Source organism: Microbacterium neimengense (assembly GCF_054782995.1).
The window spans coordinates 628495-644071 of the sequence record NZ_BAAGRK010000003.1 but is presented as its reverse complement, the minus strand read 5'-3'; the positions used below and the strand labels follow the sequence as shown (position 1 = coordinate 644071).

The 15577-nt window shown below is 69.1% G+C and carries 10 protein-coding genes; 5 read left to right on the top strand and 5 right to left on the bottom strand.

Annotated elements, in window-relative coordinates; genetic code table 11:
* Positions 1-3: 3 nt before the first annotated feature.
* The gene (locus tag ACYVJS_RS05810; protein ID WP_460738602.1) at positions 4-1230 is read left to right on the top strand and encodes an ROK family protein; all 1227 of its coding nucleotides are present in this window, start codon (positions 4-6) and stop codon (positions 1228-1230) included.
* On the opposite strand, the gene ACYVJS_RS05805 is transcribed toward ACYVJS_RS05810, so the two are convergent.
* Positions 1163-3964 carry a hypothetical protein gene (locus tag ACYVJS_RS05805; RefSeq protein WP_460738600.1) on the bottom strand — a complete coding sequence of 934 codons (2802 nt, stop codon included), beginning with the start codon at positions 3962-3964 and terminating at the stop codon, positions 1163-1165. The two genes, ACYVJS_RS05810 and ACYVJS_RS05805, sit on opposite strands and share 68 nt — an antisense overlap.
* Positions 3961-4617 (bottom strand): ABC transporter ATP-binding protein, encoded by a 657-nt coding sequence (locus ACYVJS_RS05800; protein WP_460738598.1) that lies wholly within the window; start codon positions 4615-4617, stop codon positions 3961-3963. Before ACYVJS_RS05800 ends, ACYVJS_RS05805 begins: the two co-directional genes overlap by 4 nt.
* Before the next feature lie 178 nt (positions 4618-4795).
* Between ACYVJS_RS05800 and fumC the strand changes: the two genes are divergently transcribed.
* From fumC to ACYVJS_RS05780, 4 genes are all read left to right on the top strand, one after another.
* Entirely contained in the window at positions 4796-6262 is a 1467-nt protein-coding gene (gene fumC / locus ACYVJS_RS05795; RefSeq protein WP_460738596.1) for a class II fumarate hydratase, read from the top strand.
* Between the two features lie 27 nt (positions 6263-6289).
* Positions 6290-7120, top strand: coding sequence for an MIP/aquaporin family protein (locus tag ACYVJS_RS05790; RefSeq protein WP_460738594.1), 831 nt, complete (start codon positions 6290-6292; stop codon positions 7118-7120).
* 436 nt (positions 7121-7556) lie between these two features.
* Positions 7557-10622 carry a carbohydrate binding domain-containing protein gene (locus ACYVJS_RS05785; protein ID WP_460738592.1) on the top strand — a complete coding sequence of 1022 codons (3066 nt, stop codon included), beginning with the start codon at positions 7557-7559 and terminating at the stop codon, positions 10620-10622.
* Between the two features lie 80 nt (positions 10623-10702).
* Entirely contained in the window at positions 10703-11221 is a 519-nt protein-coding gene (locus ACYVJS_RS05780; protein ID WP_460738590.1) for an ASCH domain-containing protein, read from the top strand.
* A gap of 56 nt (positions 11222-11277) precedes the next feature.
* Here ACYVJS_RS05780 and ACYVJS_RS05775 read toward each other — a convergent pair whose 3' ends face one another.
* The 3 genes from ACYVJS_RS05775 to ACYVJS_RS05765 all read right to left on the bottom strand — a co-directional run bounded on the left by ACYVJS_RS05775 (position 11278) and on the right by ACYVJS_RS05765 (position 15461).
* Positions 11278-11451, bottom strand: a complete 174-nt coding sequence (locus tag ACYVJS_RS05775; protein ID WP_460738588.1) for a hypothetical protein — start codon at positions 11449-11451, stop codon at positions 11278-11280.
* An 87-nt stretch (positions 11452-11538) separates the two neighbouring features.
* Positions 11539-13125 (bottom strand): chitinase, encoded by a 1587-nt coding sequence (locus tag ACYVJS_RS05770; protein WP_460738586.1) that lies wholly within the window; start codon positions 13123-13125, stop codon positions 11539-11541.
* Positions 13122-15461 carry a glycosyltransferase family 2 protein gene (locus ACYVJS_RS05765; RefSeq protein WP_460738584.1) on the bottom strand — a complete coding sequence of 780 codons (2340 nt, stop codon included), beginning with the start codon at positions 15459-15461 and terminating at the stop codon, positions 13122-13124. The genes ACYVJS_RS05770 and ACYVJS_RS05765 overlap by 4 nt, the downstream gene beginning before the upstream one ends.
* Between the last annotated feature and the right edge of the window lie 116 nt (positions 15462-15577).

Sequence of the window (15577 nt, the reverse complement as noted above, 5' to 3'; positions counted from 1 at the left end):
CGGGTGACTGCGGTGACCGTCGCGACGGGGCCTGAACTTCCACCCCCCGCGGGCTCCGCGGGGGGTGGAACCACGAATGACGCGGTCCGCCGGCAGAACCTCGTGGCCGTGCTCTCGGAGCTCCGCCTGAACGGCACCCTCTCTCGCGCGCAGCTCAGTGCTCAGACCGGGCTCAACCGCTCGACGATCACGGGCCTCGTCTCGGAGCTGATGGACGCGGCTCTGGTGAGGGAGCTACCGGCGGTGCCCTCGACGGGCAAGGCGGGCCGGCCCATCTCGGAGCTGCAGGTCGACGACGCGGTCTCGGCGATCAGCGTCGGTGTGGATGCGGACGGCGTCACGGTCGCGCTCATCGGACTCGGTGGCACGGTGCACGCTCGCCTCCACCACGACACCGCCCGGCCCGTCAGCCCGCGCCGCTTCGTCCAGCTCGCCGTCGATCTCATCAACGTGATGCGTGCCGATATCGATCGGCACTATCGCGTGGTCGGGGTGGGACTCGCGGTGCCGGGCCTGGTCGACGCCCGCGGATCGGTGCTGGTTGCACCCACGCTGCAGTGGCGGCACGAGCCCATCGCGGCCCGGATGTCCGACAAGCTCGGGATGCACGTCACGGCGGGCAACGACGCCAGCATCGGTGCGCTCGTGGAGACGCGCTTCGGCGTCGCACGCGGGGTGCGCAATCTGCTCTACCTCGGCGGCTCGCTGCGCGGCATCGGGGGCGGCGTCATCATGGACGGCACGCTGCTGCGCGGCACGTCCGGCTATGCGGGCGAGCTCGGTCACACGGTCGTCAACCCCGGTGGCATCAGGTGCGTCTGCGGTCGGCGGGGATGCCTGGAGGCGGAGGTCGATCTGAGTCTGATCGAGCCGTTGCTGGGGCGCCGCCGGCTCGACGAGGACGAACTGGATGTCGAACTGGGGGTCGCACGCGACCCGAAGGTCATGGCGGAGGTCGCGCGGCAGGTCGACGTGCTCTCGATCGCTCTGACCAACTTCGTCAACGCCTTCAGCCCCGAGCTCGTGGTGCTCTCGGGCTATCTGGGGTCGCTTCTCTCTGTCAGCAGAGAGCGGCTGTCGGCAGCGGTGCGCTTGCATCCGCTGGGAGCGGAGGGGCGCGTCGTGCGCCTCGAGCGTTCCCGGCTGCGCTCGCGACTCATGCTCATCGGGCCCGCCGAGCTCGCCTTCGCGCCGATCCTCGCCGACCCGACGACCGCGCCCCGTCGCTGACGAGGATCAGCCCCGCGACGGTGGCCGCGATGGTGCCGACGACGACGGCCGCGACGGTCGCTGCGGGCGCGAAGGCCAGCGCACCCGCCGTCGCCAGCGCCGCCCCCGCCATCACGCCCGGCACCGCCGCGGTGAAGATCTCGGCCGCCGCCGCGCGCCGCAGGTGTGTGCGCTGCCATCCCATCGCGCGCAGCGTCAGCTCCGCGCTCGTGCGCCGCTCGAGCCCGAGACGTCGGATGACGACGAGGAGGATGCAGGCGGCTCCGAGGGTCACGGCGATCAGGGTGCCCTGCGGAACGAGCGCCTGTGTCGCGGCGAACGATCCCAGGCGTGAGTCTCCCGCGGCGGCTCGGCCCGCCATGAGCACCGCGACCGCGGTCGAGGCGGCCAAGGCGACGAGCGCCAGGGCCGCGGCCAGTGCCAGTGTCGTCGCCCCGCTCGTGCGGGCGTTGCGCAGACCCAGCAGGGCCGGTGTCGTGACCGCGCCCGATCCGGTGCGCGGTCGGCGGACGGCGACGGTGCGCACGAGGGCGCTGCGCGCCACCAGCACGGTGGAGCCCACGGCGCTCGCCGCGACGGCGATCCCGACCAGATACGAGGTCGTCTCGATCACGGCCGACGTCAGCAGCGTGACGGCGCCGATTCCGATCAGCAGAAGAGTCGCGACGGCCTCTTCGGAGAGGAACCAGGTGCGGATGCGTCGTCGGGTCCACCCCACTTGGCGGAGCACCGCCGCATCCGCCCGCCGCGAGGCGATCGAGCTCACCTGCGTGAACAGCAGCAGAGCGGTCGCCGCGAGCATCGACATCACCAGGAGTGCCAGGTTCGTTCCGGAGACGCCCTCGGAGGCCATCGCGGCCGCGCCGAGTCTCGAGTACTCCTGCGTGACGACGAGGTGTGCGTCGTCACCGGCGGCGCCCGTGGGCGGTTCGAGCGCCACCGGCACCGTCTCGAACGACGATCCCGCGACGATGGTGACGGTCAGGCCGAGGTCCCGGATGCGGGATGCCACGTCGAGGATCTTGGCCCGGGCATCGGCGGTGTACCCGTCGATGCCCGCGACGCGGACCCGGATCGAGGAGACCGGATCTGTCATGTGCAGATACTGTGCGTTCTGCAGATCCGCGATCGCGAAGGCGCCGGAGGTGTTCAGCCCGAGCCCCGAGAAGGATGCGGGCAGCGCGGTGCCTGCGGCGGCGTCCGTGCCGTCGACGATGATCGGTGCGGACTCGTCGTACCCGAGCCCCACTTGCCCCAGCGCCGCCCCCGTGTCCTGCAGCTGCGCGGGCGTGAAGGTGCCGACCGGCCACGTGTTCGTCTCGTACGGGCCGGCCGTGCCCGCATCCGTCCCCGGGAAGGGCGTCACGGACGAGAAGAGCAGCTCGCCGTCGGACTCGCCTGTCGCCCGCAGCCGGAGCTCGGGCGCGGATGCGTCGTTCTGGCCGGCCGGACCGTCGGCGGGGACGGCATGAGCGAGCGTGGTCGCCTGCGGATCCACGGCCGAGAGGACGGGGGAGCCGGCGAGTCGGAACATCGGATATCGCGCGTAGGAGGTCGCCGGCGGCGGCGTCCAGCCGGGCCACGGGATATCGACGCTGTCGAAGGTCAGGGGAGAGAGCGCGTCGCCGGGTTCACCCGAGTAGAGAGTGGTGGTCGGGCCTGCGCCCGCGGCGTCGAGATCCGGGAAGACGCCGTCGTCACCTGCGGACGCACGCGTCAGGGTGGCTGCGAGCTCGTCGCTCGGCGCGTCCAGCGGGGTCAGCGCCACCTCCAGATGCGCGGCCGGTGTGTCGACGGCCCGGGTGAGGATCGGCGTGGGTCGCGTTGCGACGCCCTTCTCGAACAGCGTGTTCAGATCATCGCCCGGCGACGGGGGATCGGCGGGGTCGAAGAAGTTGTCTCCCAAGCGGCCGATCAGCGCGCTCGTCTCGATGAGGGGATTCATGACCGCTCCGGCGGCGCCGAGGAGCCGCTTCTCGGCGACAGGGTCGACCAGCACCACGTGGGCGGTCCGGACGGCCTCGACCGGCAGTGTGAGTGCTACCACCCCCTCGCCGGGCGGCGGCTGTTCGGCCGACTCCCATCCGCCGAACGTCCACGCCACGTTGCGGTCGACGTCGGTCTCCGCGCCGTAGCCGATCTCGCCGGCCGAAGTCACGGCACGCACCGGTCGGTTCTCGCCGTCCTGCAGTTGGCGATATCCCTCCCATGCCGTCTGATCGACGACGATGTCGACACTCGCATCGATCGTGTGCGCGGGAGTGACGCCGTCGTCGATGAGCAACGAGGTCGACACCCGGTAGGCGCGGGGTCCCGCCGCAGAGCCGTCCAGCGGAACGAGCAGCGTCGCCTTGGCGACATCGGTCGTGGGCGTCGTGAACGCGCCGATCGGAGCGGCGACGTCGACTCCCTCCACGCCCTGGACGCGTGCCACATCCGCACTCGCGATGTGACCGAGGCTCGCATCGGTCAGGGCGCCGGGGCCGAGCAGACCCCCGCTCGCGCCGCTGAGCGGTGACGAACCGCCCGCCGTCACGAGGATGTCGTAGTCGCCGCGCCAGTTGGCATCGAGCGTCTCGCGCAGGGCGTCCGCGGACGCGCTCTGCAACCCGGATGCCGCCACCAGCACGATCCCGATGAGCGCGAGCGAGGTCAGGCGCAGGCGTCGGCGGAGAAAGCGGGCGAGTGCGCGCGGAACGCGCGCTCGATCGCGGCGGGGAACGCGCGGGCTCATCTCATCACGGTTCGGGTGTCGGCGGCCTCGATGAGCTGCGGGTCGTGTGCCGAGACGAGGACGGCCGTGCCCGCATCCGCGATCGAGCGCAGCAGCGCGATCACACCGTCGGCGTTCTGTCGATCGAGGCTCGCCGTCGGTTCGTCCACCACCAGCAGACGCGGCTCGAGCAGGAGCGCACGGGCGAGCGCCACCCGCTGGCGTTCGCCGCCGGAGAGCTCCGCGGGATGAGACCGCGCCCGCCCACCGACGCCGAGGCGGCCCAGGAGATCCCGCGCCTTGCGACCGAGATCGCGGCTGCGCCGGTCGGGGACCGCCGGCAGCAGCACGTTCTCGAGGGAGGTCAGGCCGTCGATCAGCACTCCGCCCTGGTCGAGGTAGCCGACGTGAGTGCGTCGCAGTGCGGTGGTCGTATCGTCGCTCTGCGCCGACACCTCGATTCCCGACCACGCCACGCTGCCGGAGGTCGGTCGCACGAGACCCGCAGCCGTCTTCAGCACGCTCGTCTTGCCGGAACCGCTGCGGCCGGCGAGACAGTGCATGCGTCCGGCGGGAACATCGAGGGACAGGCTCTCGATGATGACGAGATCGGGCTGTCCGCCGCGCGGATAGCGGATCGATACGTCTCGCAACGCCAGCGGAGCAGAGATCACGAGGCGACGATAGCGCCGACGCCGGCCGTCGGGGGGTGACCGGCGGTATGGCCCGTCAGATTCCGTCGAGGGTCTGGCGCGCTTCCTCCCGATGTCGCAGCGCGGCGGGCGCTGTGCTTCCTAACGTCGCTGGCGTGAGTCGACCGGCTCGTCTGAAGCAGAAGCGGAGATATCGATCATGAGCACTGCCGCCAGCACCACCGACATCCCTGTCTACGTCGACGTCCCGATCGGACTGGACGCGTCGGGCGAGCGCATCGAGTTCGACAGCATGGGACAGGTCGCCGTCCCGGCCGACCGTTACTGGGGTGCGCAGACCCAGCGTTCGCTGCTGCATTTCTCGATCGGGCACGATCACATGCCGGTCGAGGTCTACCGCGCCTACGGGTATGTGAAGAAGGCCGCCGCGCTGGTGAACGAGGCTGCGGGACGGCTGCCGTCGTGGAAGGCGCGTGTCATCACGCAGGCGGCGGATGAGACGATCGCCGGCAAGCTCGACACCGAGTTCCCGCTGTACGTCTGGCAGACGGGTTCGGGCACGCAGAGCAACATGAACGTCAACGAGGTCATCTCGAACCGCGCGATCCAGCTTCTGGGTGGCACGCTCGGGTCCCAGCACCCGGTCGGCCCCAATGACGACGTGAACATGGGGCAATCCAGCAACGACTCGTTCCCGACCGCGATGAACATCGCCGCCGTCACCGAGATCGATGAGCGACTGCTGCCCCGACTGAGAGAGCTGCACCGAGAGATCGCAGAGAAGTCCCGGCAATGGATGGGCGTCGTCAAGATCGGTCGCACGCACCTCGAGGACGCGGTGCCGCTCACCGTCGGGCAGGAGTGGTCGGGCTACGCCGCGCAGCTGGAGAAGGGCATTCGCGACGTCGAGCACGCGCGCGACGGCCTGTACGAGCTCGCGCTGGGCGGCACCGCCGTGGGCACCGGGCTGAACGCGCCGGCCGGTTTCTCGAAGAATGTGGCGGCGAAGATCGCCGAACTCACGGGCAAGCCCTTCGTCACGGCGCCGAACAAGTTCGAGGTGCAGGGCTCGCTGGACGCGATGGTTCGGGTGCACGCGGCGTTCCGCGGCATCGCGGTGACGCTGATGAAGGTCGCCAACGACATGCGATGGCTCGCCTCCGGTCCTCGGACGGGCCTCGCCGAGCTCATCCTCCCCTCGAACGAGCCGGGGTCCTCGATCATGCCGGGAAAGGTCAATCCCACCCAGTGCGAGGCCATCGTCATGATCTCGATCCAGGTGATCGGCGATGATTCCGCCGTCGCGTTCGCCGGCTCGCAGGGCAACTTCGAACTCAACGCGATGCGTCCGATCATCATCAACAACGTGCTGCACTCCGCGCGCATCCTCGGCGACGGCTGCGAGAAGTTCCTCACTTACTCGGTCAAGGGAACGCAGCTCAACGAGAGCAGGATCTCCGCGTACGTCGAGGACAGCCTGATGCTCGTCACCGCGCTGAGCCCCGCCATCGGCTACCAGAACGCCGCGCACATCGCGGAGGCCGCGCTCGCGAAGGGGCAGACGTTGCGCGAAGCCGCGCTCGCTTCCGGCAAGGTGACGGCCGAGCAGTTCGACAAGATCGTCGTTCCGGCGAACATGATCGGGTCCGGAGTCGGCGGTGCCTGAGCTGCGCCCGAGAGGGGAGGAACGATCATGAGCGGGTCGAGTCCCATCGGGCGCGGGATCCCGCAGGCGAAGCAGGAGTTCATCGCGTCCGTGGGAGGCCCTCGGGCCTACGCGGACTGGACGAACCCGCGGCATCGCCTGCGCAGGCTTATGTCTGAGGCGATCGGGGTCGGCGGTCTCACGTTCATCCTGTCGGGCGGCGCGGCGATCATCACGCGGTGGGGCGGTCAGATCGGGGTGTGGCAGCTCGCGCTGGTGCTCTCCGCCGTCTCCGGACTCTGGCTCATGGTCGCCGTCTTCTTCCTCGGCGACATGTCGGCCCACTTCGATCCGGCCGTCACGCTCGCCTTCGCCCTTCGTGGCGACATGGGCTGGATCATGGCCGGGTTCTATTGGCTCGTGCAGTTCGCGGCGGCATCCGCGGGCTCGCTGCTGGCGCTCGCCTTCGCCGGCGGGGGCGGTGACCTGGCCGCCACGAGGCCGCAACCGGGACTGGAATGGTCGGCGGTCGGATTCGAGGCGGTGCTCACGTGCGGTCTCGTGCTGCTCGTGCTCAACATGGCGAACGGCCCCAAACTCAACGGGCCCTTCATCCCGATCGCCGTCGGCGGCTACATCATCGCCTGGGGCACGATGGGAGGCCCGTTCGAGGGGGCGTCCATGAACCCGGCGCGCAGTTTCGGCCCCGCACTGGCCACGGGCGACTTCAGCGGCTACTGGGTGTATCTCTTGGGTCCGGTCATCGGTGCCGTCGTCGCCGTCGGCATCGCACGTGTGCTGCGCGGACCGGCCTCTGCGGTGGAGGCGAAGGCCGCTCAGGGCACACCCTTGGCCCACCATCCGGACCCGAACGGCTGAGCATCCGACATCCAGACACGCGAGCGTCCCGTCCCGGTGTTCCGAGGCGGGACGCTCACGTGCGCGGGTGTGATCGAGCTCCCAGTCGCACGCTCAGGCCATCGAAAATCGTTCGAAACTGAGAGTTCGTTATGCAAGACCATTGTGTTAGCGCTAATGGTACCGGTAACATCGCCAACGGTTCCCCATCCTCGCGTTCTCGCCGACGACCAGACGCCGACGACGCAGGGTGAGTCGGCCCCTCGCAGCGGCGACCAGCCTGCGTGCAAAGGGGACGGCGTCCCGCGGCCTCCCGTGCGCGGACAGGGTGCAGTGAGCGAGGTGGCTCCCTGCGTCGGAACCGGGTTCGTGGCCGGTGAGGCCGGCGACTGATCGACGGGAGCGGCGCTTTCGCAGATGAGGCGCTGGTGGCACTCGAACTCAAAGGAGACAAGACGTGAGACCACCCCTACGCACCCCTCGCCGTGCACGCGCACGCGGGCCACGGACACTCGGCGCCCTGCTGGGAATCGGCGCACTCGCGCTGTCCTCGGCGGTCGCGATCCCCGCGGCCCACGCTGCGTCCACCCCGCTGATCGCGAACGGCACGTTCGAAGCCGGGATCAGCGGCTGGACCGCGCCCCTCGGCGGAACGCTCGCCGAGAGCAGCGACGCGAAGTCGGGGAGCAAGTCGCTCGCCATCAGCGGTCGCACCACGTTCCAGTCCGGACCGACGGCCACCGTCACCGGCCTCCTGGATCCTGCGAAGAGCTACGACCTGTCGCTCGCGGTGAAGTTCGACGCGGGCACGGCCACCCAGAACTTCAATGTCGTGCTGTGCACGAGTTCGCGCAGCCAGTGCGATGTCGTGACCAGCGCCACGGTCACTGCAGGTCAGTGGAAGGTCCTCGAGAAGACCTTCACCCCGGCGATCGCGAACTACGACATCATGTTCGTCGAGACGCCGTGGAACACGAACGTGCAGAGCTTCGTCATCGACGATGTCTCCCTGACCGCGGCAGGCGGCACCGACCCCGGTACGCCCGTCGTGACCGAGCCGCCGGCCGTCGCCGGAAACCTCCTTCCTGATGGCCGGTTCGTGGACGGGTTCACGGGATGGACCGCGGCCCGCTCCGGCACGCTCGCGCTCAGCGATGACGCAGCCAGCGGGGCGCACTCCCTCAAGGTCACCGGTCGCACCAACACCCAATCGGGTCCCTTCGCCTCGGTGACGGGCAAGCTCGAAGTCGGCGCCACCTACCGCCTCGGCGGCAAGCTGAAGTACACCGAGGGTGAGCCCACCCAGCAGTTCAACTTCACGTTCTGCCCGAGCAACTTCAACGACTGCGTCGACAACGGTCAGACCTTCACGCGCGGCGAGTGGGGCACCTTCTCCAAGGAGTTCACGGCCGGGGCCAACCACGCGTCCGCGGACTGGCTCTTCGTCGAGACGCCGTGGGGATCGAATGCGCTGCAGGACTTCCAGGTCGACGACATGTCACTGATCAAGGTTGCGGACGCCCCGACGGCCCCGACGTACGGCGGCCTGGAGGAGGTGCAGACCAAGCCCGTCGGCGACCACAATCCGCTCGTCGGTCACAAGTTCGGCGCCGACCCGCATCATCTGATCTACAACGGCCGCCTCTACATCTACTCGACGGATGACACCCAGCAGTACGAGAAGAACAGCAAGGACGCGAACGGCCTGCCGACGCAGTCCAACGGCTACGGCGACATCACGCGGCTGAACGTCATGTCGACCTCCGACATGGTCAACTGGGTCGACCACGGCGCGGTGCCGATCGCGCGCGAGGGCGGCGCAGCTCCGTGGGCTCGCAACTCGTGGGCTCCGGCAGCCATCGAGAAGGACGGCAAGGTCTACCTGTACTTCTGCGACAGCGGAACCGGAACGGCCGTGGTCGTGGGTGGATCGCCGCTCGGACCCTGGACCGATCCGGTCGGCAAGAAGATCATCCCCGACACAGTCTCGCCCGACTACATCGCCGGCGGCGGCTTCCCGCAGGGGATGTGGCTGTTCGACCCCGAGGTCTTCATCGACGACGACGGACAGGCGTACCTGTACTTCGGCGGCAACTCCCAGATCGGGTCCGGTAGCAACGTCCAGGGTCCGCAGAACCCCAAGTCGACGCGTGTCGTGAAGTTGAAGGACGACATGGTGACGCTCGACGGCGACCCCGTGGAGATCGACGGCCCCGGCATGTTCGAGGCCTCGAGCATGTTCAAGCGCGGCGACACGTACTACTACTCGTACTCGTCGAACTTCCAGGTCAACGAGGTGCCCGGGCAGTACCCGTCGCGCGGCGGCATCGCCTACATGATGACCGACGACCCGATGAAGCTCCCGGCGTCCACGTATGCGGGTGTGGCGTTCCAGAACCAGGGCACGTTCTTCGGCGCGGGCAACGGCGGCAACAACCACTCCGACATGTTCACGTTCAAGGGCGAGACGTACTTCACGTACCACGCCCAGACGCGTGGCGCGGCGTGGGCGGCGGCGCTGGGAACCCCGGGATCGACCCAGGGCTACCGCTCCGTGCACATCGACAAGCTCGAGTTCAACGACGACGGCACCATCAAGCCCGTGCAGGGAACACGTGCCGGGGTCGAGCAGGTCGAGGCGTTCGACCCGTACCGCACCTTCGAGGCCGAGACGCTGGCATGGCAGCTGGGGCTGAAGACGGTCGCCACGGAGGCGGCATCCGTCGAGTTCCCCGAGCACAACGGGGGCGGCAACATGGTGCTGAGCTCCATCGACGACGGCGACTTCGCCGGAATCTCCGGTGTCGATTTCGGCGACGGGGCCGCCTCTGTGTCGGCACGTGTGAAGCCGCTCGTCGAGGGTGCGTCGATCCAGGTCCGCCTGGACCAGGTCGACGGCCCCGTGGTCGGCGAGATCGCCGTGGGCGGAACCGTGGGCGAGTGGACGACCGTGAGCGCCGACCTCACCGGTGCGACCGGCGAGCACGACGTGTTCTTCGTCTTCGCGGAGCCCGAGGGCGGCGCGGACTCGAAGCTCATGGAGGTCGACAACTGGACGCTCACGGCCGACGAGGGAACCGAGCCCGGCAACCCGGGCAACCCCGGCAACCCGGGTAACCCGGGTGAGTCCGAGGTCACCGCGGTCCTGTCTCGCACTGAGGTGCGTGCAGGGGAGTCGTTGACGGTGACGGCGCAGGGGCTCGAGGTCGCGAAGGTGGAGATCGGTATCGCGAGCACGTACCGCGCGCTGGCCACGGCCGATGTGACCGACGGTGCGCTTCGCGCGACGGTGACGATCCCCGCGGACATCACGCCCGGAGAGCACCACATCCAACTGCGCGATGGCGACCGCATCCTCGCTCAGTTGCCGGTCACCGTCCGCGCGGCCGCGGGTGCGCTGGCGGCGACGGGGCAGGACGCGGCGCCGCTGATGTCGGCTTCGCTGTTCGGCGCGGCGATGCTGGGCCTCGGCATCCTGGTGATGCTCCGGCTGCGCGCGCGGGCGCGCCGCTCCGAGCTCTAGCGGATGACCAGGCAGTGCCCCGGGGTGGCGAGCGTCGCCCCGGGGCACTGTCGGTTTGGTCGAGCTGGGAGAATCGATGGATGTCCGAACCATCCCGTTCCTCGATCGCACTCAGCCGGGACGTCGCCGCCGCCGAACGGATGTGGGAGCAGTACCGCGCCGCGCACCCCGAGGCCGTGAGCGCCTCACCCGAGTACACCGTCGAGCACTTCGGCGACTCGGCGCGTCTGGCCGACGAGCTCCTCGACATCGTCCTATCGGGACGCAAGCGCGCAACCGCCGAACTCGTCGCCGACTTCCTGGCGCGCGGCGAGGCGGTTCCTCGTATCGGCTCGCACTGGATCGCCTGCGACAGCACGGGCGCTCCGCGCATCGTGATCCGCAGCACCGAGCTGCGCCTCGGCCCCTTCGGCAGCGCCGACGCATCCTTCGCCAGAGACGAGGCAGAGGACGACGGCTCGCTCGAGAGCTGGCAGCGCGAGCACCGCCGCTACTGGGAGCGGGTCAGCGCCGCGCGCGGCGCCGTCTGGTCCGAGGACGACGAGATCGTCTTCGAGCGGTTCTGCGTGGTGTGGCCGCCGGAGTACGCGGACCGATGACGCCTGCGGGGCCGAGGGATCCCGCACCGTTCGGCGCGAGGTCCCTCGGCTCCGTCTCAGCTCGCGTCGCCCTCCTGGGAGGCGATGCGGTCGGCATCGGCGCTGTCGATCTGGGCATCGTCGAGGTCTTCGTCCAGCAGCTCTTCGCCGCCCACCTCGCGCGTCGGCGTCTCCTCGGGGTCGCCGTCGCCCGGCAGCGGCACCGGAGGAGGGAAGGTGTTGTTCGACATCGTGGTCTCCTTTCGATCGGATCCAGCGGATGCCGGCACGCTACGTCGCTGTGCGGCCTTCCCGGCGGAGGTTGACGCGGCGCCGTGTCAGGGGCCGCTCTGGATGATCTGCTCGAGCTGAGCGATCGTCAGGGGCTGCCACGGTGAGCCGTCCGCGTCCGTGGCCTGGGCGGCGGGACTGTCGCCGCGCGTCCAGTACTTGGCCTCGTAAGGGACCTGCTGGAACATCACGCGCTGACCTTCGGTGTACGTCGCCGCCGGATCCCAGTCCGGATAGGTTCCCGCCGGCAGCGTGGGCTGCGGATAGGGCGTCTCGCCCGGCAGCACGGGGCCGATCAGTCGCCACGGCCACGAGTCCGCATCCGCCAACGGGTTGTCCGGATCGTCGCCGCGCGTCCACCACTTCGCCTCGTAGACGTTCTGCCGCCAGACGACCTTCGCGCCGGAGAGGTACGTGTTGGTCTCGTTCCAGATCGGGTACGGGCTCGTCGCGGGGTCGTCGGTCACCGTGGGAACCGGTTCCGGCGTGGTGCGGCGCCCCGCCGACTCGTCGGGTGCGGCCTCGAATCCGGGCTGGAGGGTCTCGGCGAATGTCGCGTCCTGCTGGTCGACGCCGCTGCAGTCGTTGGAGACGACCGAGGTGTCGGCGTAATTGGTGCCGCACGTCCGGTCCCGGTTCAACGACCACATCGACAGTCGTGACATCCGCTGCTGCTGCGCGAAGGCGTTCAGCGTCGCGGCATCGTCGAGCGTGAAGACCTCGCCGGCCACATCGTTCTGACCGATCATGGGTGTCGCACCCAGTTTGCCCCAGAGCGTGGGCGCGGTGAGCGTCGTTCCGGCGTCCTCGTAGAGCGCGCCGAGCTGCGCATGCGTCGCCCGGAGCGCATCGATGGCGGTCTCTGCCATGGTCTGCGCGGCGCGGTCCACGCCATAGTCCATCGTCATGACGTTGACCCCGGTCAGATCCACACCGGACTGCAGCATCTGCGCGATGGCCGTGCGTGCGGCGGCGGTCAGCCCATCGGGCGCGACCGGCAACGTGAGCCAGACGGCGAGCTCCTCGCCCGCCGCCCGCCGCTCTCGCTGCAGATCGGCGATCGCGACCGCCCGTCGCAGACCCGACACCGGGTCCTCGAGATTCTCCCCCTCGACGTCGAGGTCGATCGTCGATGCGTCGTAGCGGTCGATGACGCTTCGATACGCCTGTCCGAGAGCCTCTTCGTCGGTGCACGCACCTGCGAGCTCGGTGCCGGAAGCTCCGCCGAAGGACAGGACGACATCGCCGCCGCTCTCGCGCAGCCGCGCGATGCGGCGATCGAGATCCACATCGCGAGCCGCTTCGTCGAGGTCGTAGTACCCGCCCCAGGACGGCGTGCACGAATCCGCCGCGGCGGCCACCACGAACGAGAGGACGACGTCCCGGTCGGCATCGTTCTCGGGCTTCTCGAATGCGAAGAACGGTGTGGTCGTGACGTCGACGTACGGCGCGAACCAGGCAGCCCCCGTGACCGCACGCACCTGGTCCACGACCAGCAGGCGGTATCCGAAGAGCGAACCGGCGACGATGGCGACGAGGATGATGATCCCGAGCGCGACCCGCCAGGGTGAGAGGCGTTTGCCGTCATACGGGCCGGGAGCGGGCGGTGCGGTGTAGGCGACGCGTGGGTTCATGCGCGCCGGCCCGATGCACTTCTCGCCTCGAGCGCGCGCTGCGGTGTCGCCACGACCGGGGCGGATGCGGCCGGGCGGGCCGCGCGACGGACCGGATCTCCGGCGGCGGGGTAGCCGTGGAACAGTGCGTCCTCCCAGTCGAAGCCGGGTTCACCGGGGGCGGCGCGACCCGTGGGCCCGGTGGACACGGGAACCCACATCCAGTTGGTCAGCCCCATCCACACATCGACGATCGAGTTGCGCACGCCGATGTTCTCGATGCATGCCCAGAGGGCGCTGACCGCGTTGAGAGTGCCGAAGAAGAACGTGCCCCAGTTCTGGGCGTTGAAGCTCCACCAGGCGGTGAAGATCGAGAACGCGACGATCGCCCAGGGCGCAACGACGTAGAGCAGGGTCGTCGCCGTCCGCTCGCGCACCTTCGGGGTGCGGGCGAACGGGATCTTGCGTCCGGTCAGGCCTTGCTCGATCGACTTCAGCACGCCGGCGAGGTTGACCGGCAGCAGAATCAGATTGAAGCCGTAGATGCGAAGGATGTCGAGGTACCGGTAGCCGGAGTACTTCAGATCGCTCGCCTGGCACAGGAAGTACGGCGCTGCCGCGACCAGGACGAGCGGGCTCAGCAGGTCGCTGTCGAACGGGAAGGTGAGCAGGAGAAGCAGCGCGAAGCTCGCCCACGCGAGCGAGGCCATGTAGTTCACGCGGATCATCCACTCGCCCAGGCGCACCGGGCGCGAACTGCGTCTGCGGGCGCGCACCTGACGCAGGAACTTCGGCAGGATGAGCAGGCCGCCGTTCGCCCAGCGTCGGCGCTGCACCACGAGAGAGCCGAAGTCGGGCGGTGTGGCCGAGTAGCTGAGTCGCTCGGGGTAGTTCACGAGCGTCCAGTTGTGATCGGCGAGATCCACCGAGGACTCCGTGTCCTCGATCACCGTGCGGTCCTGCACGTAGCGACGCACCTCGAAGCCGTCGACATCGTCGATCTGCATGATGTCGTCCATCGCCTCCATGCGGATCACGGCATTGGCGCCGACCCAGAAGGTGGCGTCGTAGCCCGACATGCCCTGGTGGAGGATGTGCTGGATGTCGGTCGTCGCGCCCGCCAGACGTTCGATGCGCGTCGGGGCGCCGCGGAAGGACGAGTACGGCGTCTGAGTGACGGCGACTCGTTCGTTGCCGGGCTGCTCGAGGAAGTAGACCAGACGCAGGCAGTAGTCGCGCAGCAGGAGCGAGTCCGCGTCGAGGGTGAGCAGGTAGTCCGAGTTGGGGATGACGAGATCGGCCTCCTGCCCGGCGCCGGCGACCAGGCGCAGCGCGGTCTTTCGGCCGGGGCCTTCCACGAACCGGTAGCGACCGCCCATCAGGCCGATGTAGGCGTTGAGGTTCATCGCCTTGTTCGCCTCGCTGGACAGCGAGGCGTAGCGCTTGCGCTCGAATGTGCCGACATCCACCGAGAAGATCCACACCAGGCGTCGGTGCAGCTCGTGCAGACGCTGGTGGGAGAGTTCGGTCCCGGATTCGGCGGCGGACTCGAGCGCCGATGCCGTGAGGTCCAGGTCATCGGCGAGCCCGCGGACCACCTGGTCGATGAAGAAGGTGTCGACGTGGTCCTCGTGCGGTTCGGAGTCCGCCATGTCGTTCAGCCAGGCGACCGCGTAGCGATACTCGTCACGCAGGGAGAGGATCTCCGCCTCGCCGACGCCGCTCGTCGCGGCACGTTGCTCGAAGTCGAACAGCGCTTCTGTGAAGCGGTACGACGGCTCGGCCAGGTCCTCTGCGATTCCCAGGGCGATCTGGCGTGTCGCCTCCAGGCGGGCGAGCGTGTGCGGATCCGTGGGGAACGGAGGGTCATCGAGCAGCAGCACGACGCGCAGCGAGGGATACTCCTGCAGCGCCGCCGACCACATGGTCTTGCGGATGACCGAGGGCTCCTCGGCGTACGAGGGGATGAGGACCGTCATCCCCTCGCCGTGCTCGTCGTCGAAGTGGCGGTCGAGCTCCGCGCGCGGAACTCGTTCGTGATCGCGGAACCGTCTGAGCGCGGCCTCGCGCTGCACGAGGAACATGAGCGCCGAGAAGCTCAGCGCCGTGATGACGAGGGCGTAGATGCAGGCCTCGACCGTGGGCCAGATGTTCTCGCCGTCGTAGGCGAAGATCTGGCGCAGCGCGGTGGTGAGCATGTATGCGGCCCAGCCGGCGACCGTGATCGCGATGGCGACGCGTGCCCAGACGATCTTCGCCGCCGAGGGACGCGGGTGGAGGGTAGGCAGCGGCTCGCGGCGCCGTTCGGATCCCCACTGCCGCTTGCGTGCGCTCGGAAGCGCAGGGGTCTTCCCCATCTTGTCTCCTGCCGAGGGAGCGGTGAGCGCCCACGCCTTCGGGTGACGGGGCGCTCACCGAGAGCAGCGGAATGCTGCCGGAGCTACGCTACGAGAGCGGTTTCAGCTGCGGACGA

Coding starts and splice junctions, on each gene's coding strand:
- ACYVJS_RS05805 (WP_460738600.1), bottom strand. CDS start 3,964: ATGAGCCCGCGCGTTCCCCGCCGCGATCGAGCGCGCGTTCCGCGCGCA.
- ACYVJS_RS05780 (WP_460738590.1), top strand. CDS start 10,703: ATGTCCGAACCATCCCGTTCCTCGATCGCACTCAGCCGGGACGTCGCC.
- fumC (WP_460738596.1), top strand. CDS start 4,796: ATGAGCACTGCCGCCAGCACCACCGACATCCCTGTCTACGTCGACGTC.
- ACYVJS_RS05765 (WP_460738584.1), bottom strand. CDS start 15,461: ATGGGGAAGACCCCTGCGCTTCCGAGCGCACGCAAGCGGCAGTGGGGA.
- ACYVJS_RS05790 (WP_460738594.1), top strand. CDS start 6,290: ATGAGCGGGTCGAGTCCCATCGGGCGCGGGATCCCGCAGGCGAAGCAG.
- ACYVJS_RS05775 (WP_460738588.1), bottom strand. CDS start 11,451: ATGTCGAACAACACCTTCCCTCCTCCGGTGCCGCTGCCGGGCGACGGC.
- ACYVJS_RS05770 (WP_460738586.1), bottom strand. CDS start 13,125: ATGAACCCACGCGTCGCCTACACCGCACCGCCCGCTCCCGGCCCGTAT.